The following is a 23,242-nucleotide window of genomic DNA, read 5'->3' as shown; positions in this document are numbered from 1 at the left end:
TGGGATTGAACCAGTGACCCCTACCGTGTCAAGGTAGTGCTCTCCCGCTGAGCTAATCGCGCCTGGTGTGGCGGTCCTGCAGCAGACCCCGAAGGATCCGACGTGCGCGATACTGGGATTGAACCAGTGACCCCTACCGTGTCAAGGTAGTGCTCTCCCGCTGAGCTAATCGCGCCTGGTGTGGCGGTCCTGCAGCAGACCCCGAAGGGCCCGACGTGCGCGATACTGGGATTGAACCAGTGACCCCTACCGTGTCAAGGTAGTGCTCTCCCGCTGAGCTAATCGCGCGGGGAGGTCTTCCGGTGGAACCGGTCGAACCTCTTGGAGGTGGAGACGGGATTTGAACCCGTGTACACGGCTTTGCAGGCCGTTGCCTCGCCTCTCGGCCACTCCACCAGGCAACACACGAGGAACGATCTTACACTGTTCCTCATCGAGCGGACGACGAGATTCGAACTCGCGACCCTCACCTTGGCAAGGTGATGCTCTACCAACTGAGCCACGTCCGCCTGTCTCCCGGGATCTTCACCGCTTTTCTTCGGCTGCGCTCCCTGGCGACGTGTTGAACTCTAGCGGATTCCCGGGCCAGCTAAAAATCCGTTCCCGCAGCGTGCCGAGGGGATGCCCGTCGAGCACCTCCCCGTCGACCCCCGGAGCCGGTCACCGGCCGCCACCTGCGGCGCTTCCGGACGATCATCCGCCGGTCACCCGGCGCACACCCGTGCGACGCCCGCCGGTGCTCACGCCCCGGGCCGGGCCCGCACCTCCGACCTACACTTCAGGCACCGCCGCCCAGCACGACCGCGCAGGAGAACCGTGTCCGGCCCCATCGACCCCCGCACCCCGCTCGCCCGATTCGGCGGCCGCCTGGCCACCGGTCTGCGCGACGTCACCTCGGACCCGGCCGCCCTGGACTCCACCGGCTACTGGGCCGTCGCCTACGACTTCGAGGGCCGGCTGACCTGCGCCCGCTTCGACGACGTCCGCCCCGCCCCCGCGCCGCCCTCAGGGGCAGGCTGGCGCGGACCGGAGGCCGGCGGCTGGCACAGCTCCCTGGACCGGGCCGCCTACACCGCGGGCGTACGCCGCATCCGCGAGCACATAGCCGCCGGCGAGGTCTACCAGGCGAACCTCTGCCGCGTACTGTCCGCGCCGCTGCCCGACCCGGCCCGCAGCGACGTGGACGCCCTCACCGGCCTCCTCGCCCGCGGCAACCCCGCCCCCTACGCCGGCACCATCCGCCTGCCCGAGCACGGGGTCGAGATCGCCACCGCCTCGCCCGAGCTGTACCTGCGCCGCACCGGCCGCACCGTCTCCTCCGGCCCGATCAAGGGCACCGGCCGCACCGAGGACGACCTCCTCGACAAGGACCACGCCGAGAACGTGATGATCGTGGACCTGGTCCGCAACGACCTCGGCCAGGTCTGCGCGACCGGCAGCGTCACCGTCCCCGACCTCTGCGCCGTCGAGAAGCACCCCGGCCTGGTCCACCTGGTCTCCACCGTCGAGGGCACCCTGCGCGAGGGCGCCGGCTGGCCCGAACTGCTCGCCGCCACCTTCCCGCCCGGCTCCGTCACCGGCGCCCCCAAGTCCAGTGCGCTGCGGATCATCGACGCCCTGGAGACCGCCCCGCGCGGCCCCTACTGCGGCGCCGTCGGCTGGGTCGACGCCGACCGCGGCGAGGGCGAACTCGCCGTCGGCATCCGCACCTTCTGGCTCGACCGGGCCGACCCCGAGGTCCCCGTCCTGCGCTTCGGCACCGGCGCCGGCATCACCTGGGGCTCCGACCCCGACCGCGAGTGGGCGGAAACCGAACTGAAGGCCGCCCGCCTGGTCGCGATAGCGTCGGGCAGCGAATCCGACCCCACCGGGGCATAGGCCGCACGCACCGCCCCCACCCTCGCCCTAGGAGCAGCCCTCGATGCCGAACCCGACCACCAGCTGGGTCAACGGGACGCTCGTCGACTCCACCGACCCCGCAATCTCGGTCCTCGACCACGGACTCACCACCGGCGACGGGGTGTTCGAGACCATGAAGGCCACCGACGGCCGGGCCTTCGCGGTCACCCGCCACCTCGACCGGCTCACCCGCTCCGCCCGCGGCCTCGGCCTGCCCGACCCCGACCACGACCTGGTCCGCGAGGCCTGCGCCCAGGTGCTCGCCGCCAACCCGGCGCCGCTCGGCCGCCTGCGCGTCACGTACACCGGCGGCAACGCCCCGCTCGGCTCCGAGCGCGGCACCACCGGCCCCACCCTCGTCGTCGCCCTCGGCGCGATCAACCGCCGCCCCGACGAGACCGCCGCCGCCGTCGTCCCGTGGCGCCGCAACGAGCACAGCGCCGTCGCGGGCCTCAAGACCACCTCGTACGCCGAGAACGTCGTCGCCCTGGCCGCCGCCCACCGGGCCGGCGCCTCGGAGGCCCTGTTCGCCAACACCGCCGGCCTGCTCTGCGAGGGCACCGGCTCCAACGTCTTCGTCGTCCTCGGCGGCCGCCTGCTCACCCCCGCCCTCGCCTCCGGCTGCCTGGCCGGCATCACCCGGCAGCTCGTCATCGACTGGTGCGGTGCCGAGGAGGCCGACCTGCCGCTGAGCGCCCTCCAGGACGCCGAGGAGGTCTTCCTGACCTCCACCACCCGCGACGTCCAGGCCGTCACCCGGGTGGACGACCGCGAACTGCCCGGCGTCGGCCCCGTCACCGCCAAGGCCATGGCCGTCTTCGCCGAGCGCAGCGGCGACGACCTCGACCCGTGACCCCCGCCCGGCGCCGGAAGAACCGGCCGCCGCACCGGCGGCGCGCAGCGGCGACACGGGCATAGGGCTCCGGGCGCGGGGAAGGGACCACCACATGACCACGACGCTGCGCCCCGAAGGCCCCGAGACACCCACCGCCGCCGGTGGCCGCACCAGGCGCTGGCAGATCTGCGCCAACGGCCGCCAGGTCGGCGCGCTGCGCACCACCGCCGTCCCGCACGGCAGCCAACTCTGGGGCGAGATAGCAGAGTTGGAAGTCAGAGAAGGCCGCGGTCGGGGCCGCGGCACGTTCGGCGCGCTGGCCGCGGAGGAGGTGCTGCGCGGCTGGGGCTGCACCCGGGTGGATGCCAACATCCCCGAACCGGCACGGATCGCCCGGGCGCTCGCCGCCACCCTCGGCTACACCGAGCGGATGCGGAACCTGGCCAAGCGGCTGACCGCCGCCCCCGCCCTGCCCACCGGCGTCACCGCCGACCGGATCGGGCCCGCGGAGTTCCCGGCCTGGCTCGACGAGACGGCCGAGGGCTACATCCGCTCGCTCGTCGAGTCCGGCCTCAGCGAGGAGCAGGCCCGCGCCAAGTCGCACCTCGACCACCTGCGCCAGCTCCCGCAGGGCGCCGACAGCCCCGGTGTCGTCCTGCGCCGCCTGCGCGCGGCCGGCGGGTCCGAGCCGCTCGGCTCGCTCTGGGTGGACCTCCACCTGCGCGACCTGCCGGGCGGCGAGCCGCTGGCCTGGGTGATGGTCGTCGAGGTGTCCCCGGCCCACCGGGGCCGGGGACACGGCCGGACGCTGATGCTGCTCGCCGAACGCGAGTGCCTGGCCGCCGGGGTGCACAACCTCGGGCTCAACGTCTTCTCCGACAACGAGGTCGCGATCCGGCTGTACGCCTCGCTCGGCTACCGGGTCACCAATCGCATCTACGGAAAGTCGCTGTGACCCGACATGTCGTCAGGAAGCCTTCGCCGCCTCGATGACGGCCACGATCCGGTCCCGCAGGCCGTCCTGGCTCTGCCCGCCGTCCAACCGCGTCCCGCCGATCACGTACGTCGGCGTGCCCGTGACACCGATCGCCCGGCCCTCGGCCTGGTCGGCGTCCACGGTGAGCATGTGCCGCCCGTCGATCAGCGCGGTGTCGACCTCCTCGGCGTCCACCCCGACCGCCCGGGCCACCTCCAGCAGCACCTGCTGCCCCCGTGCGTCCAGTTCCTCGACCCGGGCCAGCAGCGCCTCCACGAACGGCCAGCCCAACCCCTGCGCGAACGCCTCCTCGGCGGCCTCCGCGGCCGCGTAGGCGTGCTTGTGCTTCTCCAGGGGGAAGTGTCGGACCTCGACGGGCAGCGCGTCGCCGTACTGCGCGCGCAGCGCCCGTACGTCGTCCAGCGCGGTGCGGCAGTCCGGGCACTGGAGGTCGCACCAGAACTCGAGCCGGGGGAGGGAACCATCGATCATTCCCCCAGTGTTTCACTAGTGGGCGCCCGCTCCGGCCGACGGTGCGCCCCTGCGAAGGCCGACAGGGAGGCAGTGATGACCAGGACGACCGGACACGAAGGGGTGCAGCCGTGCTGACCGCGGCGATCAGCTTCGCCCTCACGGCGGGCGGGGTGGCCGTCGCCGGTCTGCGGGCCTACCGGCGGCGCTTCCTGTCCGCGACCCGCTGGCTGGCGGTGGCCCTCATACCGGTGGGGCTCTACCTGACCGGCCTGTTCCCGGTGGCCCGGACGATCGGCAGCGAGTTCGCCGCCTGGGCCACGAAGCTGGTGTTCGACCCCCGGGTCTGGACCGGCATCGTGCTGCTCGGCGTCTCCGCGGTCCTGCTGGTCACCACCCGCTGGGTGGGCCGCCGGGGCGCCGTGGACTCCGCGCCGGAGCGCCCGGCTGCCGCGGCGCCCGAGCGCCCGGCGGTGGCCTCCGCGCCGCCGAAGAAGCCGGCGGCGGGCAAGCGGGACGACGGCCTCGGCGACTTCACCGACATCGAGGAGATCCTCCGCAAGCGCGGCATCTGAACCCCGCGGGGGAGGGCGGGGCGGCGTCAGACGGAGGGCACGGCCTCCGCCGAGCGCTGTCGCGCCCGGTAGGCGGCGACGTGCAGCCGGTTGCCGCAGGTGCGGCTGTCGCAGTAGCGCCGGGAGCGGTTGCGGGAGAGGTCCACGAAGACCCGCGCGCAGTCCGGTGCCTCGCACCGGCGCAGCCGCTCCCGCTCGCCCGCCATGAGGATGAAGGCGAGCGCCATGCCCAGCTCGGCGGCGAGGTGGTCACCCAGCGCGGCGTGCGGAGCGAAGTAGTGGATGTGCCAGTCGTGGTGGTCGTGGTTGGTCAGCCGCGGCGTCGTACCGGCGGCCGCGACGATCCCGTTGACCAGCTCGGCGGCCTCCGCGGTGGACTCGGTCCGGAACACCTCGCGCAGCCGGGTGCGCAGCTGCTGCACCTTGCGCAGGTCGTCCTCGGTCAGCGAGTCGATCTCGCTGATCTCCTGGCGGACCACGAAGGCGTCCAGCGCGGCCACGTCCGGCAGCTTCTCGGTGCCGCACACCTCGGGTGCGGTGTTGAGCAGCTCGACGAGGATGCTCAGCGCGCACTCGGTGTCATGGGTGATCAGCACGTTGGGGACTCCTCGCGCAGGGGACTCCGGTACCCCGGTCCACGGTTACCCCAGACCATACCGGGCCGTGCGGCGGAAGGGCGGTGGGTTCTTTCGAAGACCTGTACGGATTCCGTCAGGGCCTCTCCGTCGGGCCCCGCCGTCGGGCCTCGTCCGGCCGGACGGGCTCGCGCAGAAGCATCCGGAAAGGCGACGGCGCCCGGCACCGAGGCCGGCCACCCGTATGGATGGCCGGCCTCGGTGCCGGGCGCCTGCGGTGTCGCGGACCCGCACCGGTGGGAGCGGGCCGTTCACCGGCCCCGAGACCGCGTCGTGCGCGGCTGAGTCTGCTGCCGTGCCCCCGAGTAGGACGGCTGCGGTGACGGCAGGAGGTAGCGACCCCGCTGACGGCGGGGCGTGACTGCCTCCGGACGGGGTCAGCTTTCAGCGAGGATGTGGGACAGCTCCCGGTCGAGGTCGAAGTGGCGGTGTTCGGTGCCGGGGGGCACCGCGGCGTCCGTCCGCTTGAGGAACGACTCAAGCGCCCGGGCCGGGGCCTCCAGCAGGGCTTCTCCTTCCGGAGAGCTCAGCGCGATGCAGACCACCCCTTGCCCGTGGCTGCGCGACGGCCAGACCCGGACGTCGCCGGTGCCCGTGGGTCGGTGCAGCCCCTCCGCAAGGAGATCTCGGGCGAACACCCACTCCACGGTCTCGTCCGCGCCCGTGTGGAACGTGGCGTGCACGGCGTAGGGGTCGGCGGTGTCGTAGCGCAGGCCCGCGGGGACGGGCAGTGAGGACTCGCTGGACACGATGAGGCGCAGGTGCAGCTCGCAGCTGACCGTGGTGTTCATAAGCGCCATGGCCTTTCGCTCAGTGTGCGCTCGGGGAATCGCACGTCGGCGAACGGACCATCCCACCCCCAAGACCGATGTAAACCCCTCTGTCCCGATTCGGGCGCGAGTCGTACCCCTTACGGCGCATTGCGGAATCGTCCCGGAGTCGAGGGGTCGGGCATTACCGGGCCGCTTCTCGGTTAGTTTCCTGGCATGACTGTGCGAAACGACAAGACCGGCAAGAACACGGGAACGGGTGAAGCGGTCACGGCGGATGACGCAGCCGGCTCCGCGGCCGTCGACGGCGGCCGGGCGGTCGGCTCCCGCGCCCCGGCGTTCGTCCGCCGCTCACGGCCGCTGCACCTCACCTGGCAGGTGGTGATCTTCCTGGCCGGCCTCGCCGTGGTCGTGCTCGGCGTGATCATGCTGCCGCTGCCCGGCCCCGGCTGGGTGGTGATCTTCCTGGGCATGGGGATCTGGGCCACCGAGTTCGTCTGGGCCCAGCTGGCACTGCGCTGGACCCGCCGCAAGGTCGCCGAGGCCGCCCAGCGCGCCATGGACCCGCGGGTGCGCCGCCGCAACCTCACCGTCACCGCGATCGGCCTCGTCGCGCTCGTCGGGATCGGCGGCTGGTACGTCGCCCGCTACGGCCTGGTCGTCCCCTGGCAGGCGGGCGAGAGCTGAGCGACCCGGGAGCGGGGGCGGCCGCCGACCGGGGTGTTCGGACCACCCTCCGGGATGCGGTAATGTTTTCCCTGCACCCGGGCGATTAGCTCAGCGGGAGAGCACTTCGTTCACACCGAAGGGGTCACTGGTTCGATCCCAGTATCGCCCACCGGAATGCATGGTGATACGTGAGGCCCAGCCGATTATCGGCTGGGCCTCACGTGTATTTCCGGAATCCCCCCGGAGAACCACCCGGAATGCGGCTGAGGCTCAGTCATCTTCCGTGCGGAGTGCGAGTTCTGCGGGTGCGCCAGCGGTACCCCGGAAGGGACGAGTTGTACGACGACCGCCAAATGGTGCTACAGTTCTTCTCGTTGCCCGGGCGATTAGCTCAGCGGGAGAGCACTTCGTTCACACCGAAGGGGTCACTGGTTCGATCCCAGTATCGCCCACCGGACAGCACGCAGGCCCTGACCAGGAAACCGGTCAGGGCCTGCGGCACGTTCGGGAGCCGGTGCCCGGCGGCCACCGCTACGCCGCCGCCTCGCAGCCGTGTTCGGGCTCCAGTCGGCGGCCGCAACCGCACCGGGCGGGCCGCAGCGGCCAGGACAGGTCCACCCGCTCCGGCGTCCCCGACCGGTCGAACCAGTTCTGCAGCCCCCGCGCCTGCGCCGCGTGCCAGACCTCCTGGCGCAGATGCAGCTCCGCCGCCGTCAGCCCGCCCAGCGCCGCCGGGTAGCGGGCGCCTATCCGCCGGGTCAGCGTCAGTGCCGCCGTCGCGTCCACCGCCGCGTCGTGCGCCCCGGCCAGCTCCACGCCGTAGTGCGCGCACAGGTCGGTCAGCGTCCGGCGGCCCTTGCGGTAGCGGTCCACGTGCTTGTCCAGCACCCGCGGATCCAGCACCACCAGCCCGTCCGGGCCCAGCCCGCCGGCCAGCGCCAGCCCGTGGTGGCGGCGCAGCTCCCGGTCGAGCAGCGTCAGGTCGTAGGGCGCGTTCATCACCACCACCGGGTGCCCGGCCCGCGCCTGGTCCGCCAGCGCGCGGGTGACCTCGGCCACCACCACGCCGATCGGGCGGCCGTGCGTCCGGGCGTGCTCGTCGGTGATGCCGTGCACCGCCCGCGCGCCGTCCGGGATCGGGACACCCGGATCGGCGAGCCAGGTGGTGGTCCGCACCGGTCCGTCCGGCGCGAGTTGGACGACCAGGGCGGCCGAGACGATCCGGTCGGTCTCGACGTCCACGCCGGTGGTCTCAGTGTCGAAGGAGGCGAGTGGGCCGGTGTACCAGTGCTGCTGCATGACTGCCCCTCAGGCGAAACGTTCCGCGCCCGATTGATACCCGGTTCTGACGCCTGTTCAACCGTTTGGCGCAGGCCCGGCCGGGGATCCTGCCTTTGGGTCCGGGACGTCCCGTTCGAACCCGGACGGGCCCGGAGCCGGGGGAGGCCACGGGGCGATGGCACTGACGCAGCCGCAGCCCGAGGAGGCGGCGGCCGTTCTTCGGGGGAACCTGGCGGTCACCGCGTGCATGGAGACGCTGCAGGTCGGCTACCTGCACGCGGTCGCCGCCGCGGCCGGCTGCTCGCTCTCCCAGCCGTTTCCGGACAACGGCATCGACTGGCAGGTCAGCCACGGCTCCCGGGCCCACGAGGTGGACGACGAGGTCACCATCAAGATCCAGCTCAAGGCCACCCAGCAGATCGCAGCCGACCCGGCCGGGCCGTTCTTCAGCTTCACCCTCGACAACGACCACCTGCGCAAGCTCGCCCGGGCGAGGGTCGCCGTGCCCCGCATCCTGGTCGTGATGCTGCTGCCGCGCCGGGTCGACCGCTGGCTGCACGCCCGCCCGGACGCGCTGGAACTGCGGCACTGCTGCTACTGGGTCAACCTGGCCGGCCACCCGGTCACCGGGCAACGGCGCACCAACGTCCGGGTGCCCACCGGCAAGGTCTTCGACGACCGCGCGCTCTGCGACATCATGGCCCGGGTCGGCGCCGGCGGCAGCCCGTGACCGCCCGGCCCGGCCCCGGCCCCCGGCAGCGAGGAGCAGCACCCATGACACCGCCGCACGCACCCGGCGAGCCGGTCCAGGCCCTGCCCGACCCCGCCGCCGTCGACCCGGCGGTGCTCGCCACCCTGCTCGCCCGGCACGGCTGGGTCCGGCGCGGCGGCCCCGCCGCCCGCTACGGCCGCTGGACGCCCCCCGACGACGAGTCCGGCACCAGCCTGCTCGTCCCCGCGGGGGACGGCTTCGACGACGCCGTCGACCTCCTCGCCGACGCCGTCACCGCGCTGTCCCGCTCGTCCACCCCCTCCGCCGGCGCCATCCTGCTCGCGCTCGCCGTCCCCGGCGACGAACTGCGCTGGCACCGGGAGCCGACCGGACCGGCCGAGGCCACCTCCTGGGACGACGCCGAGCGGCTCCAGCGGGCGGCCCGTGCGATGCTCGCCGCCGGGGCCAAGGCCGGCCGGGCCACGGCCGCCTACTTCGGGGCCCGGCTGGACGCCTACGCCGGGGACTTCCTGGACCGCGTCCTGGTCGTCGAGCAGGGCGCCGCCCTCACCGCCTACACCCCCGCCCCCGACGGCCGGGCCGCCGTCACCACCCTGGTCCGCGCCCTGGAGGCGCTGCGCGACGCTGTCGACTACCGCCGGGTCAGCGGCGGCCCCGAGGCCTTCGAGAACGCCGTCCAGGCCGGGGTCAGCCGGGAACTCGTCCAGTCCGTCGAGGACCTGGTCCGCGGCGCGACGGCGGCCCGACTGGCGGTCGCCTGGTCGGCCGCCGCCGGGACCCCGGGCGGCTTCGGGGACCGCCGGGTCGTCCTCGACTTCTCTCCCGGCGACCTGCCCGCCCTGGCCGAGGCCGCCGAACTGCTGGAACGGATCGAGCCCGCCGTCGCCGTCACCGTCGTCGGCGTGGTCGTCCGGCTCAAGCGCGCCGACCCGGCCGGACCGGGCGCGGTACGGCTGCGCGTGCTCGGCGGCGCCGAGGTCCGCGAACTCAAGCTCCGGCTGCCGGACCCCGACTACCGGCTCGCCGCCGAGGCCCACCTCGCGGGCCTGCCGGTCCGGGTCTCCGGCCGGCTGGAAAGCCGCGGCGGCTTCCGCCGGCTCACCCGCCCGCAGGGCCTGGAACTGTGCGGCTGGGAGGACGCCGAGCGCGAGCGGCTGCTGAAGTCCCTCGGTGAAGGGCTGGGCGAAGGGCTCGGGGACGGCCTTGCGGAAGGGGCAGCGGGGGCGTAGGTGCGCGGCCGGGGTGACGCGCTCGGTACCATCGTCACGCGCAGCGCAGTGTTGCGTCCTCTGAATCCAGCACGTCAGGAGAGACCGGTGACGGACGTCCGGGTAATCATCAGCCGCGAACCCGATCGGGAAGAGCGCGTGGTGACGACGGGCACTACGGCCGCCGAGCTCTTCGCCGACGACCGCTCGATCATCGCCGCCCGCGTCGGCGGCCAGCTCAAGGACCTCGCCTACGTCCTCCAGGACGGCGAGGAGGTCGAGCCGGTCGCGATCGGCAGCAAGGACGGCCTGGACATCCTGCGCCACTCCACCGCGCACGTCATGGCCCAGGCCGTGCAGCAGCTCTTCCCCGAGGCCAAGCTCGGCATCGGCCCGCCGGTCAAGGACGGCTTCTACTACGACTTCGACGTCGAGAAGCCGTTCCACCCCGATGACCTCAAGGCCATCGAGAAGAAGATGCAGGAGATCATCAAGCGCGGGCAGAAGTTCTCCCGCCGCGTGGTCACCGACGAGTCCGCCCGCGAGGAGCTGGCCGCCGAGCCGTACAAGCTGGAGCTGATCGGCCTCAAGGGCTCCGCCGCCACCGCCGGCGAGGGCGCCGACGTCGAGGTCGGCGCCGGCGAGCTCACCATCTACGACAACCTGGACGCCAAGACCGGCGAGCAGTGCTGGGGCGACCTCTGCCGCGGCCCGCACCTGCCCAGCACCCGGAACATCCCGGCGTTCAAGCTGATGCGCAACGCGGCCGCCTACTGGCGCGGCAGCGAGAAGAACCCGATGCTGCAGCGGATCTACGGGACCGCCTGGCCGACCAAGGACGAGCTGAAGGCCCACCTCGACTTCCTGGTCGAGGCCGAGAAGCGCGACCACCGCAAGCTCGGCAACGAGCTCGACCTCTTCTCCATCCCCGAGGAGATCGGCTCCGGCCTCGCCGTCTTCCACCCCAGGGGCGGCATCATCCGTCGCGCCATGGAGGACTACTCGCGCAAGCGGCACGAGGAAGAGGGCTACGAGTTCGTCTACACCCCGCACGCCACCAAGGGGAAGCTCTTCGAGAAGAGCGGCCACCTCGACTGGTACGCGGACGGTATGTACCCGCCCATGCAGCTCGACGAGGGCGTGGACTACTACCTCAAGCCGATGAACTGCCCGATGCACAACCTGATCTTCGACGCGCGCGGCCGCTCGTACCGTGAACTGCCGCTGCGCCTCTTCGAGTTCGGGACGGTTTACCGCTACGAGAAGTCCGGCGTCGTGCACGGCCTGACCCGGGCCCGCGGCTTCACGCAGGACGACGCGCACATCTACTGCACCCGCGAGCAGATGGCGGACGAGCTCGACTCGACGCTCACCTTCGTGCTGAACCTGCTCCGCGACTACGGTCTGACCGACTTCTACCTGGAGCTGTCGACCAAGGACCCGGAGAAGTACGTCGGCTCGGACGAGACGTGGGAGGAGGCCACCGCCGTCCTCGCGAGCGTGGCCGAGAAGCAGGGGCTGCCGCTGGTTCCGGACCCGGGCGGCGCGGCCTTCTACGGCCCGAAGATCTCGGTGCAGGCGCGGGACGCGATCGGCCGTACCTGGCAGATGAGCACCATCCAGCTCGACTTCAACCTCCCCGAGCGTTTCGATCTCGAGTACACGGCGGCGGACGGCTCGCGTCAGCGGCCGGTCATGATCCACCGGGCGCTGTTCGGCAGCATCGAGCGGTTCTTCGCGGTGCTGCTGGAGCACTACGCCGGCGCCATGCCGCCGTGGCTGGCCCCGGTCACCGTCACCGGCATCCCGATCACCGACGAGCACGTCCCGTACCTGCTGGAGGTCGCGGCCGAGCTGAAGAAGCACGGGATCCGGGTCGAGGTGGACACCTCGGACGACCGCATGCAGAAGAAGATCAGGAACGCGCAGAAGGCCAAGACCCCCTACATGCTCATCGCCGGCAACGACGACGTCGAGGCGGGCGCGGTGTCGTTCCGCTACCGCAACGGCGAGCAGAAGAACGGCGTGCCGGTGGCGGATGCCGTCGCCGAGATCGTGGACGCCGTGAAGAACCGCGTCCAGGTGTGACACCGTTCCCCGCCTGAGCGGGGGTGCGCGGGGCGGGCTCTCGATGAGTCCGCCCCGCGCGGCTTTGCAAGCAGCGCCGGGCGAATATGCTGATCAGCATGACGACTGAGCCGGAACTGCAGCGGGGCGTCGGCGAGCCGGACGGCTTCCGCCGCCTGTGGACCCCCCATCGGATGGCGTACATCCAGGGTGAGAACAAGCCCACCGGCCCGGCTCCGGACGACGGTTGTCCGTTCTGCTCGATCCCCGCGCTGAGCGACGAGGACGGGCTGGTCGTCGCCCGCGGCGGTGCCGTGTTCGCGGTGCTGAACCTGTACCCGTACAACGGCGGCCACCTGATGGTGGTCCCGTACCGGCACGTGGCGGACTACACCGACCTGGACGAGGCGGAGACGGCCGAGCTGGCCGACTTCACCAAGCGGGCGATGACCGCGCTGCGGGCGGCCTCGGGGGCGCACGGGTTCAACATCGGGATGAACCAGGGCGCGGCGGCCGGTGCCGGGATCGCAGCGCACCTGCACCAGCACGTGGTGCCGCGCTGGGGCGGGGACACCAACTTCATGCCGGTGGTCGGCCACACCAAGGTGCTGCCGCAACTGCTGGCGGACACCCGGAAGATGCTGGCCGAGGCCTGGCCGCAGGACTGACCGGGAACGCCGAAGGGGCCCGTCACCGCTGAGTCGGTGACGGGCCCCTTCGGCATCGGTGCGGGGTTACTCGAACTGGTCGACCTTGTACGGGCGGGTGCCCTGGGCCTCGGACTTGATGATCGAGGCGCGGTTCTTGAAGCGGTCGGTGTCCAGGTCGTGCTCCTCCAGGAACTCCAGCGTGGCGGCGTGCACCGCGCCGAGGACCGGGACGGAGGCGTTGAGCGCGTTGTCCGTCATGAAGCGGCTGCCCCACGGCGGGCTCGCCCAGGCGTGCCGGAAGCCGAACGGCTCGGGCAGGCCCAGGCCGCCGCCGAGCCAGGAGAGCAGCCCGGGGGCGCGGGTGAACGGGGCGCGCAGGGCCTGGCGGATCACCTCGTCGTTGTCGATCAGGGGGAGCTGGACGGTGCGCTCCTCCCAGAACTTGCCCGTCTTCTGGACGGTCTTCTCCTTGGGCGAGGGCTTGTCGCCGAAGACGCCGTTGACCGGGCCGAGCGCGTAGCCGGCGACGGTGACGGTGAGGGTGTTGGCGAGCAGGGTGACGGTGACGGTGAAGGTGATGATCAGCTTGCCGTCGAAGGTGATGAACTGGGTGGCGAGGTAGTGCCGGGGGCCGCCGCCGGCGAAGGTCTGCTTGTCGGCGATGGTCTGGAGGGCGAAGTCGCGCATCCGGTCGCCGTCCATGTCGGCGTTGCCGGGGCGGGAGATCTCGTCGGCGTTCTCGCCGATTTCGAGGACCGCCCACTGCTTGACCGTGATGTTGGTCATCCCGCTGTTGGCGACCTCGCTGACGGCGAGCCCCTTGAGGTGCGAGGAGATCTTCCGGACCAGGTCCCAGGGGTGGAAGGCGCGAAAGTCGGAGTGCCCGGCGGCCGGCCGCATCACGTCGACCAGGCGCCATTCGCCCCAGCGCTTGCCGACGCCGAGGATGCCCTTGGGGCCGGCGTAGTGCTGGACGTTGGTCTCCTGCTCGGCCTCCATGCGGGCGAGCTTGTCACGCAGGTCGACGGCCTTCTTGTCGAGGTCGTCGCGGGGGACGGCCTTGGCGACGGTGGCGGCGACGGAGTTGCCCTCGACAAGGGCCAGCCAGCGTTCGCGGAACTCCTTGGTGGAGCGCAGCACGATGCGTCGGGCCAGGATCCAGCCGATGATCGGCGGGACCATGGAGACGCGCAGGTAGACGCCGAGCGGGCCGTGGACGGGGGGCTTGACCAGGAACAGGACGGAGACCACGGCCGCGGCCAGGAGGGCGAGGCTGCCGTAGAGCTCGTCCTGGAGGGTCTTGCCCTTCATGAGGTAGATGCGCAGGTAGAACGCGCCGATCCAGATCAGGGTGCCGGGCAGCGCGAGCAGGCCGAAGAGCAGGGTGACCACGGTGAGCTTGCGGTCGCGTGCGGCCCGCAACTCCTGGGCGGCGAGGCAGTGTTCGACGATCTGGCGGGTGTCGGTGCCGAACGAGGGCACGATCGGCTTGCGCCCGGCGCCGATGGTGCGGGAGATGACGGCGGCGCTGAACGCCTCACCGAGGTTGGCCTCGAAGAGTTTGAACCTGGGCTTCTTGTGGGTCGCGGCGGTGACCTTGCCGACGAAGTCCTCGATCTTGCCGTCGCGGTACGCGGCCGAGGAGAGAGCCGGGGTGACTCCGGTCTGCGGTCCGGCGTCGGTCCGGGGTATCTGCGCACCCGGGGTCATGTCCAGTGTGGTCACGGTGGCGTCCCCTCCTCCCCTTGTCAGCGGCAGGTTATCGTGCCGTGGTGCCGCCGCGCGCATGATCGTCTGAAGTGCCGTCACGATCGGGCCGCGTTCGGCTTGAGAGGCATGATGCCCAGCTTCGGGCGGGTCGATACCCGTCGGGGACGACGGGCGGGGGATGGGGCACGATGGTGACGACGGCGAGGAAGGGAGCCCAGGCGATGGACCCGGTGCTGGTGTTCGACGGGGATTGCTCGTTCTGCTCGTCCTGCGTGCGGTGGGGGGAGCGCCATCTGCGGCAGACGCTGGCCTCGGGGGGCTGGGAGGCGGTGCCGTTCCAGTTCGCGGACCTGGCGGCGCTGGACGCGCGCGCGGGCGGGCGGGGTGAGGTCACCGCGGAGCGGGCGGAGCGCGAGGTGCTGTGGGTGACGCCGGCGGGCCGGGTGTACGGGGGCGCGCAGGCGGTGGCGCGGCTGCTGATGCGCTCGGGCGGTGCGTGGGCGTACCTGGGGGCGGTGCTGGCGCTGGCGCCGGTGCGGCCGGTGGCGGGCCTGGCGTACCGCTGGGTGGCGCGCAACCGGCACCGGATGCCGGGTGGCACGGCGGCGTGCGCGCTGCCGCACCGTCCGGGCGCCGCTTCGTCGGTGTAGGGCCGGTCCGGCAGGATCGGCCGGGCAGGCCCTGGGCGCTCAGTCGTCGTAGCGGTCGGCGAGGGCGGCGGGCATGGGTTCGTGACGCAGGTAGGCGCGGGAGAACTCGGCGGTGCCGTGGGTGAGAGAGCGCAGGTCGATCGGGTAGCGGACGAGTTCGAGCTCGGGGACCTCGGCGCGCAGCAGGGTCAGGCCCGGGCCGCCGGTCTCGGTGCCGAGGACGCGGCCGCGGCGCGCGGAGAGGTCGCCGAGGACGGCGCCGAGGTAGTCGTCGGGCAGCAGGACGGTGACGGCGGCGACGGGTTCGAGCAGGCGGATGACCGCGTGTTCGGCGGCGTCGCGCAGGGCCAGGGCGGCGGCGGTCTGGAAGGCCGCGTCGGAGGAGTCCACGGAGTGGGCCTTGCCGTCGGTGAGGGTGACCCGGACGTCGACGAGCGGGTGGCCGGTGACGACGCCCTTGGCGAGTTGGGCGCGCAGGCCCTTCTCGACGGAGGGGATGAAGTGCTTGGGGACGGCGCCGCCGACGACGTGTTCCTGGAACTCGAAGCCCGAGCCGGCCGGGAGGGGTTCGACCTCCAGGTCGCAGATGGCGTACTGGCCGTGGCCGCCGGACTGCTTGACGAGCCGGCCGTGGCCGGCGGCGGCGGTGCCGAAGGTCTCGCGGAGGGCGACTTTGGGTTCGACGGTGTCGACGCGGACGCCGTGCCGGGTGCGCAGGCGGTCGAGGACGACCTCGGCGTGGGCCTCGCCGGTGCACCAGAGGACGAGCTGGTGGGTGTCGGGGTTCTGTTCGAGGCGCAGTGCCGGGTCCTCGGCGGTGAGGCGTGCGAGGGCCTGGGAGAGCCGGTCGTCGTCGGCCTTGCCGTGGGCCTCGACGGCGATCGGGAGCAGGGGCTCGGGCAGGCGCCAGCCGTCGAGGACCACGGGGTGGCCGGGGTCGTGGACGGTGTCGCCGGCGCGGGCGGTGGTGAGCTTGGCGACGCAGACGAGGTCGCCGGCGACGGCGTGCGGGACGGGCCGCTGGAGCTTGCCGAACGGGCTGGTGAGGGCGGTGACGCGTTCGTCGCCGTTCTGGTCGGCGGTGTGGGCGGGGCCGGACAGGTGGATCCGGGTGTCGGGTCGCAGGGTGCCGGCGTACACGCGCAGCAGGCTGATCCGGCCGACGTAGGTGTCGCCCGTGACGCGGACGACCTGGGCGGCGAGCGGGGCGTCGGGGTCGCAGTCGGGGGCGGGGCGGGTGCGTTCGGTGGGGTCGGGGAAGGTGTGGACGACGAGGTCGAGGAGTTCCGCGGCGCCGAGGCCGTTCTCGCTGGTGGGGACGGCGGGGTGGAGGGTGCAGCTGAGGACTTCGCGGCGCAGGCCGGCTTCGAGGGCGTCGGTGTCGAGGGTGTCGCCGTCGAGGTAGCGCTCCATGAGGGTGTCGTCCTGGCCGGAGATCGCTTCGACGAGGCTGTCGTGGGCGGGGCCGGTGTCGGGCGGCGGGGTGGCCTGGCCGTAGGTGTCGCCGGTGAGCAGGTCGATGCTGCCGTCGGGGTGGCCGTCGTGCAGGACGGGCAGGAAGAGCGGGCGGAGGGTGTCGGGGCCCAGGTCGAAGGCGTCGTGGCAGGCGCTGAGGATGTCGTCGAAGCCGGTGCGGGCGAGGTCGAGCTTGGCGACGGCGACGGCGCGCGGGATGCCTTCGGCGGCGCATTCGCGCCACAGTGCGCGGGTGTGGGCGGTGACCGGGTCGGTGGCGGAGACGACGAAGACGGCGGCGTCGGCGGCGTGCAGGGCGGCGCGCAGGTCCGCGGTGAAGTCGGGGTGGCCGGGCGGGTCGATCAGGTTGATCTTGACGCCCTTCCATTCGAGTGGGAGCAGCGAGAGCTGGACGGAGCGCTGTTGCTGGTGCTCGATGTCCTCGTGGTCGGAGACGGTGGTGCCGTCGGTGACGCGCCCGGCCCGGCCGGTGGCGCCGGCGGCGAGGGCGAGGGATTCGGCGAGGGTGGTCTTGCCCACACCGCTGGAGCCGATGAGGACGACGTTGCGCAGGTCCCGGGGGCCGGTGACGGCGGGTGCCTGGGCGGCTCGTGCCGTGCTGCGGTCGGGCATCGGGGTCTCCTCCCCTCGCGCCGGGGCTGTCTTTCGAAAGTGTAGGTGCGGGTCTCGGGACGGCGCGTGTCGTGCGGCCACCCGGTGACCGTCCGTGTGTGCGGGTGCGGCTGGTGTGTCGTCGGGCGGTGCGTGCGACGGAGCGTGTCCCCGGCCTGGCTACGATGGGTGCGCCGGGCGGGCTGATCCGTCCGGCCGTCTGCCGCGCGAGTTGCGCCAGGCGGGTACCAGGAGATTCGGAGCGGTCGGGAAGGCCATGCTCAACAAATACGCGCGTGCCTTCTTCACACGTGTTCTGACCCCGTTCGCCGCGTTCCTGATCCGGCTGGGCGTGAGCCCGGACGCCGTGACGCTGATCGGTACCGCCGGTTCGGTGGCCGGTGCGCTGGTGTTCTTCCCGCGTGGGGAGTTCTTCTGGGGCACCATCACGATCACGCTGTTCATCTTCTCGGACCTGGTGGACGGGAACATGGCCCGCCAGCTGGGCCGGAGCACCAGGTGGGGGGCGTTCCTGGACTCCACGCTGGACCGGGTCGCGGATGCGGCGATCTTCGGTGGACTGGCGATGTGGTACGCGGGCAAGGGGGACGACAACCTGCTGTGCGCGGTGGCGATCTTCTGCCTGGCGAGCGGTCTGGTGGTGTCCTACACCAAGGCGCGGGCGGAGAGCCAGGGGCTGCCGTGCGACGTGTCGGGGCTGGTGGAGCGGGCCGAGCGGCTGGTGGCCAGCCTGGTGGCGGCCGGGGTCGCGGGTCTGCACAAGTTCGGGGTGCCGTACGTGGAGTGGCTGCTGCCGGTGGCGCTGTGGCTGGTGGCCGCGGGCAGCCTGGTGACGGTGTTCCAGCGGATGCTGACCGTGCGCCGGGAGGCGTTCGAGGCCGACCGAGCGGCGGCCGGGAGCTGATGGGGGGCGTCCTGCGGTGACGGACCGACTGGTGTACTGGGCGTACGCGCTGGGCTGGGCGGTGCTGAAGCACCTGCCGGAGCGGGTGGCGCGGAGCCTGTTCGACGGGCTGGCGGACTACGCCTGGCGGCGGCGCGGCAAGCGGGTGCTCCAGCTGGAGGCGAACCTGCGGCGGGTCCGTCCCGGACTGGACGAGGCGGGGATGCGGGCGCTGTCCCGGGCCGGGATGCGCTCGTACCTGCGGTACTGGATGGAGTCGTTCCGGCTGCCGGTCTGGAGCCCGGACCGGGTGGCCCGGGACGTCCAGGCGGAGGGCCTGGAGAACCTGCGGGCGCCGATCGAGGCCGGGCGGGGTGCGATCATCGCGCTGCCGCACATGGGCAACTGGGACCTGGCGGGCACCTGGGTGGCGCAGCAGGGTTTCCCGTTCACCACGGTCGCGGAGCGGTTGAAGCCGGAGCGGCTGTTCGACCGGTTCGTGGAGTTCCGGGAGGGCCAGGGCATGGAGGTCCTGGCGCTGACCGGTGGTGGGGTGAACGTGATCGGCACCCTGGCGCGACGGCTGCGCGAGGGTCGGCTGGTCTGCCTGGTGGGGGACCGGGACCTCTCGGAGGCGGGCGTCGAGGTGTCGTTCTTCGGGGAGGCGACCCGGATGCCGGCCGGTCCGGCGGCGCTGTGCCAGCGGACCGGGGCGGCGCTGCTGCCGGTGACGCTCTGGTACGACGGCCCGGTGCTGAGGGCGTGGATCCACCCCGAGGTGCCGGTGCCGCAGGAGGGCGACCGCAAGGAGCGGACGCAGGCGATGACGCAGGCGCTGGCGCAGGTGTGGGAGCAGGGGATCCGCGAGCACCCCGAGGACTGGCACATGCTGCAGCGGTTCTGGCTGGCCGACCTCCCGGTCCGTGAGACGGTGGGGGAGGCGGCCGGACCGCGTCCCGAGGCGGCCCGGGCGGCCGTGCCGGAGCCGGCCGGCGAGCCGGCGGCGGAGGCCTCCGGGTCCTGAGCCCGGGCCTCGGGGCCGGGAGCTGAAGTCCGGGCGCCGAGCCCTGGCCGCCCCGCCGGTGTCTGCCGGTGTCTGCGCAGGAGCATTCCGAAGGAGCATGAGGAACCCGTGAAGATCGGCATCGTCTGCCCGTACGACTGGGACGTCCCCGGCGGGGTGCAGTTCCACATCCGGGACCTGGCCGAGCACCTGATCAGCCTGGGCCACGAGGTGTCGGTGCTGTCGCCGGCCGAGGACGAGGAGGCGCTGCCGCCGTACGTGGTCTCGGCCGGGCGGGCGGTGGCGGTGCCGTACAACGGGTCGGTGGCGCGGCTGAGCTTCGGCGTCCTGTCGGCGGCGCGGACGCGGCGGTGGCTGCACGAGGGGCGGTTCGACATCCTGCACGTGCACGAGCCGGCCGCGCCGAGCGTGTCGATGCTGGCCGCCTGGTCGGCGTCCGGGCCGATGGTGGGGACGTTCCACACCTCCAACCCGCGCTCGCGGGCGATGATCGCGGCCTCGCCGATCCTGCAGCCGGGTCTGGAGAAGATGCGGGCCCGGATCGCGGTGTCGGAGTACGCCCGGCGGACACTGGTGGAGCACCTGGGCGGGGACGCGGTGGTGATCCCGAACGGCGTGGACGTCGGCTTCTTCGCGGAGGCCGAGCCGGACCAGCGCTGGAGCGGCGGCGCGAGGGACGGCGAGCCGGGCACGATCGGCTTCGTCGGCCGGATCAACGAGCCGCGCAAGGGCCTGCCGACGCTGCTGGCGGCGCTGCCGACGATCCTGGCGGAGCGGCCGGGCGTGCGGCTGCTGGTGGCGGGCAAGGGCGACGAGGAGGAGGCCGTCGCGGGCCTGGCGCCGGAGGTCCGCCGGCAGGTGGAGTTCCTCGGCATGGTCAGCGACCGGGACAAGGCCCGGCTGCTGCGCAGCGTGGACCTGTACGTGGCGCCGAACACCGGCGGCGAGAGCTTCGGGATCATCCTGGTCGAGGCGATGTCGGCGGGCGCCCCGGTGTTGGCCAGCGACCTCGACGCGTTCAAGCAGGTGCTGGACGGCGGGGAAGCGGGCGAGCTGTTCCCGGTGGAGGACGCGGACGCGCTGGCCCGGACGGCGCTGCGGCTGCTGGGTGACCCGGCGCGGCTGGAGGAACTGCGGAAGGCGGCCTCCCGGCACGTGCGGCGGTTCGACTGGTCGACGGTCGGCGCGGACATCCTGTCGGTGTACGAGACGGTGGCGTCGGGGGCCGCGGCGGTGGTCGAGGAGGACGTGCGCAGCGGTCGGCGCGGCCGGTTCGGGCTGGCCCGGGACTGAAACCGGTCGGCCGGGACTTTCCGGGGCGTCGGCGGGGTTAGGGTCGGTCGACCGTAACGGGCGTGACGCATGGGGGCACCGATGCCGCAGATATCCGTCGACTACTCGCCGAGCCTGGCCGGCTCCTTCGACCGCCGGGCGCTGGGCGTGGCGATCAACCGGATCGCGGTGCGGACGATCGACGCGAAGCCGGAGGCGTGCAAGACGCTGTTCCGGCAGAACGACGACGTCGTGGTGGGGGAGGGCGAGGGGGTCGACGCGCAGCTGTACGTCGAGTTCCAGATCTTCCCCGGCCGTACACCGGAGGCCAAGGCGGCGCTCAGCGAGGGCGTGCTGGCGCTGCTGGCCGAGCACGTCGCGCCGGCGCCGGGCACCCGGCTGCACACCGCGGTCTACGTCGCCGACATCGACCGTGACGCTTACCGCAGCACGAGCGCGCAGGGGTGAACCGGTGACACCCGGTAGCGTTGCGCCCCGTGACTACCTGGATCTGGGCCGGCGTGGCCGTGGTGCTCTTCGGCATGTACCTGAGTTGGACGGCCGGTCGGTTGGACCGGCTGCACGCCAGGATCGACGCCGCACGGGCGGCGCTGGACGCGCAGCTGGTCCGTCGCGCCTCGGTGGCGATGGAGCTGGCCACCTCCTCGCTGCTGGACCCGGCGGCCTCGCTGCTGCTGCTGGACGCGGCGCACGCGGCCCGGCAGGCGGAGGACGAGCAGCGTGAGGTGGCGGAGAGCCAGCTGAGCCTGGCGCTGCGGGCGGTGCTCGCCGAGCCGGAGCAGGTGGCGGCGCTGGTGGCCGAGCCGGGCGGCGAGGACGCGGTGCGGGACCTGACGGCGGCGGTGCGCCGGGTGCCGATGGCCCGCCGGTTCCACAACGACGCGGTGCGGGCGGCCCGGGCGGTGCGCGAGCACCGTCTGGTGCGGTACTTCCGGCTTGCCGGGAAGGCGCCGTTCCCGCTGGCGTTCGAGATGGACGATGCCGCGCCGCCCGCTCTCACGCCCGAGGGGGCGCCCGCCTAGGCTGTGCTCGGATACGGCCCGTTTGTCGCATCCCGTCGTCCGGGCTGGACTTGGTGGCGCATGGTCGGGTCACCCGTTCCGCCTACCATAGGGCGATAGCACTGGTTCATCTTCGAGTGAGGTCTCACGTGTCCACCACCCCCACCACCGCAGACCAGCCGCAGATCGGCACCGCCCGGGTGAAGCGCGGCATGGCCGAGCAGCTCAAGGGCGGTGTGATCATGGACGTGGTCAACGCCGAGCAGGCCAAGATCGCCGAGGACGCCGGCGCGGTGGCCGTCATGGCTCTGGAGCGGGTTCCGGCCGACATCCGCAAGGACGGCGGCGTGGCCCGCATGTCCGACCCCAACATGATCGAGGAGATCATCGAGGCGGTCTCCATCCCGGTGATGGCCAAGTCGCGGATCGGCCACTTCGTCGAAGCCCAGGTCCTCCAGTCGCTCGGTGTCGACTACATCGACGAGTCCGAGGTGCTGACCCCGGCCGACGAGGTCAACCACTCCGACAAGTGGGCCTTCACCACCCCCTTCGTCTGCGGCGCCACCAACCTGGGCGAGGCCCTGCGCCGCATCGCCGAGGGCGCGGCCATGATCCGCTCGAAGGGCGAGGCCGGTACCGGCAACGTCGTCGAGGCCGTCCGCCACCTGCGCCAGATCAAGAACGAGATCGCCAAGCTGCGCGGCTTCGACAACAACGAGCTGTACGCCGCCGCCAAGGAGCTGCGCGCCCCGTACGAGCTGGTCAAGGAGGTCGCCGAGCTCGGCAAGCTGCCGGTCGTGCTGTTCTCCGCCGGTGGCGTGGCCACCCCGGCCGACGCCGCGCTGATGCGCCAGCTCGGCGCCGAGGGCGTCTTCGTGGGCTCCGGCATCTTCAAGTCGGGCGACCCGGCCAAGCGCGCCGCCGCCATCGTGAAGGCCACCACCTTCTTCGACGACCCGAAGATCATCGCGGACGCCTCCCGCAACCTCGGCGAGGCCATGGTCGGCATCAACTGCGACACCCTGCCGGAGACCGAGCGCTACGCCAACCGCGGCTGGTAATCGCCCGCGACCGCTGTGCCGGCCCGCCGCAGCGCCCTCGGCGCGCGGCGGGCCGCGCCACGTACTTCCGTAGAACGATCGAAGAGGTTGAAGACCGTGAGCACTCCAGTCATCGGCGTTCTCGCCCTGCAGGGTGACGTCCGCGAGCACCTGGTCGCGCTGGCCGAGGCCGACGCGCTCGCCCGTCCGGTGCGCCGTGCCGAGGAGCTGGCCGAGGTCGACGCGCTGGTCATCCCCGGTGGGGAGTCCACCACCATGTCCAAGCTGGCGCTGCTGTTCGGCGTGATGGACCCGCTGCGCGAGCGGGTCGCCGCCGGGATGCCGGTGTACGGCACCTGCGCGGGCATGATCATGCTGGCCGACAAGATCCTGGGCGGCCGGGACGACCAGGAGACCGTCGGCGGCATCGACATGACGGTGCGCCGCAACGCCTTCGGTCGCCAGAACGAGTCCTTCGAGTCCGGGATCGCCTTCCAGGGCCTGGACGACGCGCCGGTGCACGGCGTCTTCATCCGCGCCCCCTGGGTCGAGGGGGTCGGCGCGGGCGTCGAGGTGCTGGCGGAGCTGCCCGCCGCGGACGGTCCGGAGAGCCGGATCGTGGCCGTGCGCCAGGGCAACCTGCTGGCCACCTCCTTCCACCCGGAGCTCACCGGCGACCACCGCGTGCACGCCTACTTCGTCGCGATGGTCGAGGAGCACCTGGCGGGCAAGTAGGCCGTGTTGACCGTGTGCGCCTCACCGGTGACGACACCGGTAAGATCTC

23 protein-coding genes and 6 tRNA genes are annotated in these 23,242 nt (G+C 72.4%); 19 read left to right on the top strand and 10 right to left on the bottom strand.

Going from position 1 to position 23,242, the window contains the following annotated elements; genetic code table 11:
* Positions 1-103: 103 nt before the first annotated feature.
* The 4 genes from P3T27_RS27145 to P3T27_RS27130 form a co-directional block, all read right to left on the bottom strand.
* A tRNA-Val gene (locus P3T27_RS27145) sits at positions 104-175 on the bottom strand.
* A 41-nt stretch (positions 176-216) separates the two neighbouring features.
* Positions 217-288: transfer RNA gene (locus P3T27_RS27140), tRNA-Val, on the bottom strand.
* A 34-nt stretch (positions 289-322) separates the two neighbouring features.
* Positions 323-396 (bottom strand) — tRNA-Cys (locus tag P3T27_RS27135).
* Positions 397-436: 40 nt separating this feature from the next.
* Positions 437-509, bottom strand: a tRNA-Gly gene (locus P3T27_RS27130).
* A 307-nt stretch (positions 510-816) separates the two neighbouring features.
* Here P3T27_RS27130 and P3T27_RS27125 point away from each other — a divergent pair.
* The 3 genes from P3T27_RS27125 (at position 817) to P3T27_RS27115 (ending at position 3,689) form a co-directional block, all read left to right on the top strand.
* On the top strand, positions 817-1,878 hold the full coding sequence (locus P3T27_RS27125) for a chorismate-binding protein (protein ID WP_280683015.1): 1,062 nt from the start codon (positions 817-819) through the stop codon (positions 1,876-1,878).
* A 43-nt stretch (positions 1,879-1,921) separates the two neighbouring features.
* A complete protein-coding gene (locus tag P3T27_RS27120; protein ID WP_280683013.1) occupies positions 1,922-2,752 on the top strand; it encodes an aminodeoxychorismate lyase in 831 nt (276 codons plus the stop codon).
* 94 nt (positions 2,753-2,846) lie between these two features.
* Positions 2,847-3,689: a GNAT family N-acetyltransferase gene (locus P3T27_RS27115; protein ID WP_280683011.1), complete on the top strand. Its 843-nt coding sequence runs from the start codon at positions 2,847-2,849 to the stop codon at positions 3,687-3,689.
* Positions 3,690-3,701: 12 nt separating this feature from the next.
* Here P3T27_RS27115 and P3T27_RS27110 read toward each other — a convergent pair whose 3' ends face one another.
* Positions 3,702-4,202, bottom strand: a complete 501-nt coding sequence (locus tag P3T27_RS27110; RefSeq protein WP_280683009.1) for a DsbA family protein — start codon at positions 4,200-4,202, stop codon at positions 3,702-3,704.
* Between the two features lie 110 nt (positions 4,203-4,312).
* Here P3T27_RS27110 and P3T27_RS27105 point away from each other — a divergent pair, with 110 nt between their 5' ends.
* Complete coding sequence (locus P3T27_RS27105) at positions 4,313-4,756, top strand: hypothetical protein (protein WP_280683008.1); 444 nt, start codon at positions 4,313-4,315, stop codon at positions 4,754-4,756.
* A 26-nt stretch (positions 4,757-4,782) separates the two neighbouring features.
* On the opposite strand, the gene P3T27_RS27100 is transcribed toward P3T27_RS27105, so the two are convergent.
* Both P3T27_RS27100 and P3T27_RS27095 read right to left on the bottom strand, forming a co-directional pair.
* A complete protein-coding gene (locus P3T27_RS27100) occupies positions 4,783-5,352 on the bottom strand; it encodes a CGNR zinc finger domain-containing protein (protein ID WP_280683006.1) in 570 nt (189 codons plus the stop codon).
* Positions 5,353-5,768: 416 nt separating this feature from the next.
* Entirely contained in the window at positions 5,769-6,182 is a 414-nt protein-coding gene (locus tag P3T27_RS27095) for an SsgA family sporulation/cell division regulator (protein WP_030056266.1), read from the bottom strand.
* Positions 6,183-6,377: 195 nt separating this feature from the next.
* Between P3T27_RS27095 and P3T27_RS27090 the strand changes: the two genes are divergently transcribed.
* The 3 genes from P3T27_RS27090 (at position 6,378) to P3T27_RS27080 (ending at position 7,282) form a co-directional block, all read left to right on the top strand.
* Positions 6,378-6,848, top strand: a complete 471-nt coding sequence (locus P3T27_RS27090) for a TIGR02611 family protein (protein ID WP_280683005.1) — start codon at positions 6,378-6,380, stop codon at positions 6,846-6,848.
* 79 nt (positions 6,849-6,927) lie between these two features.
* A tRNA-Val gene (locus P3T27_RS27085) sits at positions 6,928-6,999 on the top strand.
* A gap of 211 nt (positions 7,000-7,210) precedes the next feature.
* Positions 7,211-7,282 (top strand) — tRNA-Val (locus P3T27_RS27080).
* Between the two features lie 79 nt (positions 7,283-7,361).
* Here P3T27_RS27080 and P3T27_RS27075 read toward each other — a convergent pair.
* A complete protein-coding gene (locus tag P3T27_RS27075) occupies positions 7,362-8,129 on the bottom strand; it encodes a 3'-5' exonuclease (RefSeq protein WP_280683004.1) in 768 nt (255 codons plus the stop codon).
* Between the two features lie 157 nt (positions 8,130-8,286).
* Here P3T27_RS27075 and P3T27_RS27070 point away from each other — a divergent pair, with 157 nt between their 5' ends.
* The 4 genes from P3T27_RS27070 (at position 8,287) to P3T27_RS27055 (ending at position 12,787) form a co-directional block, all read left to right on the top strand.
* The gene (locus P3T27_RS27070; protein ID WP_280683003.1) at positions 8,287-8,841 is read left to right on the top strand and encodes a DUF4365 domain-containing protein; all 555 of its coding nucleotides are present in this window, start codon (positions 8,287-8,289) and stop codon (positions 8,839-8,841) included.
* Between the two features lie 44 nt (positions 8,842-8,885).
* Positions 8,886-10,073 (top strand): hypothetical protein, encoded by a 1,188-nt coding sequence (locus tag P3T27_RS27065; RefSeq protein ID WP_280683001.1) that lies wholly within the window; start codon positions 8,886-8,888, stop codon positions 10,071-10,073.
* Between the two features lie 87 nt (positions 10,074-10,160).
* Complete coding sequence (gene thrS / locus P3T27_RS27060) at positions 10,161-12,140, top strand: threonine--tRNA ligase (RefSeq protein WP_280682999.1); 1,980 nt, start codon at positions 10,161-10,163, stop codon at positions 12,138-12,140.
* An 86-nt stretch (positions 12,141-12,226) separates the two neighbouring features.
* Positions 12,227-12,787 (top strand): HIT domain-containing protein, encoded by a 561-nt coding sequence (locus tag P3T27_RS27055; protein ID WP_280682997.1) that lies wholly within the window; start codon positions 12,227-12,229, stop codon positions 12,785-12,787.
* 66 nt (positions 12,788-12,853) lie between these two features.
* Here P3T27_RS27055 and P3T27_RS27050 read toward each other — a convergent pair whose 3' ends face one another.
* Positions 12,854-14,494: a hypothetical protein gene (locus tag P3T27_RS27050; protein WP_280682994.1), complete on the bottom strand. Its 1,641-nt coding sequence runs from the start codon at positions 14,492-14,494 to the stop codon at positions 12,854-12,856.
* A 173-nt stretch (positions 14,495-14,667) separates the two neighbouring features.
* Between P3T27_RS27050 and P3T27_RS27045 the strand changes: the two genes are divergently transcribed.
* Complete coding sequence (locus P3T27_RS27045) at positions 14,668-15,129, top strand: DUF393 domain-containing protein (protein WP_280682992.1); 462 nt, start codon at positions 14,668-14,670, stop codon at positions 15,127-15,129.
* A 39-nt stretch (positions 15,130-15,168) separates the two neighbouring features.
* Here the strand turns inward: P3T27_RS27045 and P3T27_RS27040 are convergent, their stop codons facing one another.
* Positions 15,169-17,217: an elongation factor G-like protein EF-G2 gene (locus tag P3T27_RS27040; RefSeq protein WP_280682990.1), complete on the bottom strand. Its 2,049-nt coding sequence runs from the start codon at positions 17,215-17,217 to the stop codon at positions 15,169-15,171.
* A 256-nt stretch (positions 17,218-17,473) separates the two neighbouring features.
* Between P3T27_RS27040 and pgsA the strand changes: the two genes are divergently transcribed.
* From pgsA to pdxT, 7 genes are all read left to right on the top strand, one after another.
* Positions 17,474-18,121, top strand: coding sequence for a phosphatidylinositol phosphate synthase (gene pgsA, locus P3T27_RS27035; RefSeq protein ID WP_280682988.1), 648 nt, complete (start codon positions 17,474-17,476; stop codon positions 18,119-18,121).
* A 16-nt stretch (positions 18,122-18,137) separates the two neighbouring features.
* The gene (locus P3T27_RS27030; protein WP_280682986.1) at positions 18,138-19,124 is read left to right on the top strand and encodes a phosphatidylinositol mannoside acyltransferase; all 987 of its coding nucleotides are present in this window, start codon (positions 18,138-18,140) and stop codon (positions 19,122-19,124) included.
* A gap of 108 nt (positions 19,125-19,232) precedes the next feature.
* Positions 19,233-20,417: a glycosyltransferase family 4 protein gene (locus tag P3T27_RS27025; RefSeq protein ID WP_280682984.1), complete on the top strand. Its 1,185-nt coding sequence runs from the start codon at positions 19,233-19,235 to the stop codon at positions 20,415-20,417.
* Between the two features lie 81 nt (positions 20,418-20,498).
* A complete protein-coding gene (locus P3T27_RS27020) occupies positions 20,499-20,864 on the top strand; it encodes an isomerase (RefSeq protein WP_280682982.1) in 366 nt (121 codons plus the stop codon).
* Between the two features lie 74 nt (positions 20,865-20,938).
* Positions 20,939-21,439, top strand: a complete 501-nt coding sequence (locus P3T27_RS27015) for a hypothetical protein (protein WP_280683028.1) — start codon at positions 20,939-20,941, stop codon at positions 21,437-21,439.
* Positions 21,440-21,567: 128 nt separating this feature from the next.
* A complete protein-coding gene (gene pdxS, locus P3T27_RS27010) occupies positions 21,568-22,479 on the top strand; it encodes a pyridoxal 5'-phosphate synthase lyase subunit PdxS (protein ID WP_063346811.1) in 912 nt (303 codons plus the stop codon).
* Positions 22,480-22,575: 96 nt separating this feature from the next.
* Positions 22,576-23,193, top strand: coding sequence for a pyridoxal 5'-phosphate synthase glutaminase subunit PdxT (gene pdxT / locus P3T27_RS27005; RefSeq protein ID WP_280682978.1), 618 nt, complete (start codon positions 22,576-22,578; stop codon positions 23,191-23,193).
* The last annotated feature ends 49 nt before the right edge of the window (positions 23,194-23,242 follow it).

The organism is Kitasatospora sp. MAA19 (assembly GCF_029894125.1).
Lineage (GTDB): Bacteria > Actinomycetota > Actinomycetes > Streptomycetales > Streptomycetaceae > Kitasatospora.
Note: the sequence above shows the minus strand (reverse complement) of the source record. Positions and strands in the feature narration are given on the sequence as shown.

Coding starts and splice junctions, on each gene's coding strand:
- P3T27_RS27115 (WP_280683011.1), top strand. CDS start 2,847: ATGACCACGACGCTGCGCCCCGAAGGCCCCGAGACACCCACCGCCGCC.
- P3T27_RS27095 (WP_030056266.1), bottom strand. CDS start 6,182: ATGAACACCACGGTCAGCTGCGAGCTGCACCTGCGCCTCATCGTGTCC.
- P3T27_RS27045 (WP_280682992.1), top strand. CDS start 14,668: ATGGTGACGACGGCGAGGAAGGGAGCCCAGGCGATGGACCCGGTGCTG.
- pgsA (WP_280682988.1), top strand. CDS start 17,474: ATGCTCAACAAATACGCGCGTGCCTTCTTCACACGTGTTCTGACCCCG.
- P3T27_RS27120 (WP_280683013.1), top strand. CDS start 1,922: ATGCCGAACCCGACCACCAGCTGGGTCAACGGGACGCTCGTCGACTCC.
- P3T27_RS27070 (WP_280683003.1), top strand. CDS start 8,287: ATGGCACTGACGCAGCCGCAGCCCGAGGAGGCGGCGGCCGTTCTTCGG.
- P3T27_RS27040 (WP_280682990.1), bottom strand. CDS start 17,217: ATGCCCGACCGCAGCACGGCACGAGCCGCCCAGGCACCCGCCGTCACC.
- P3T27_RS27075 (WP_280683004.1), bottom strand. CDS start 8,129: ATGCAGCAGCACTGGTACACCGGCCCACTCGCCTCCTTCGACACTGAG.
- P3T27_RS27020 (WP_280682982.1), top strand. CDS start 20,499: ATGCCGCAGATATCCGTCGACTACTCGCCGAGCCTGGCCGGCTCCTTC.
- P3T27_RS27015 (WP_280683028.1), top strand. CDS start 20,939: ATGTACCTGAGTTGGACGGCCGGTCGGTTGGACCGGCTGCACGCCAGG.
- P3T27_RS27065 (WP_280683001.1), top strand. CDS start 8,886: ATGACACCGCCGCACGCACCCGGCGAGCCGGTCCAGGCCCTGCCCGAC.
- P3T27_RS27090 (WP_280683005.1), top strand. CDS start 6,378: ATGACTGTGCGAAACGACAAGACCGGCAAGAACACGGGAACGGGTGAA.
- P3T27_RS27055 (WP_280682997.1), top strand. CDS start 12,227: ATGCTGATCAGCATGACGACTGAGCCGGAACTGCAGCGGGGCGTCGGC.
- P3T27_RS27110 (WP_280683009.1), bottom strand. CDS start 4,202: ATGATCGATGGTTCCCTCCCCCGGCTCGAGTTCTGGTGCGACCTCCAG.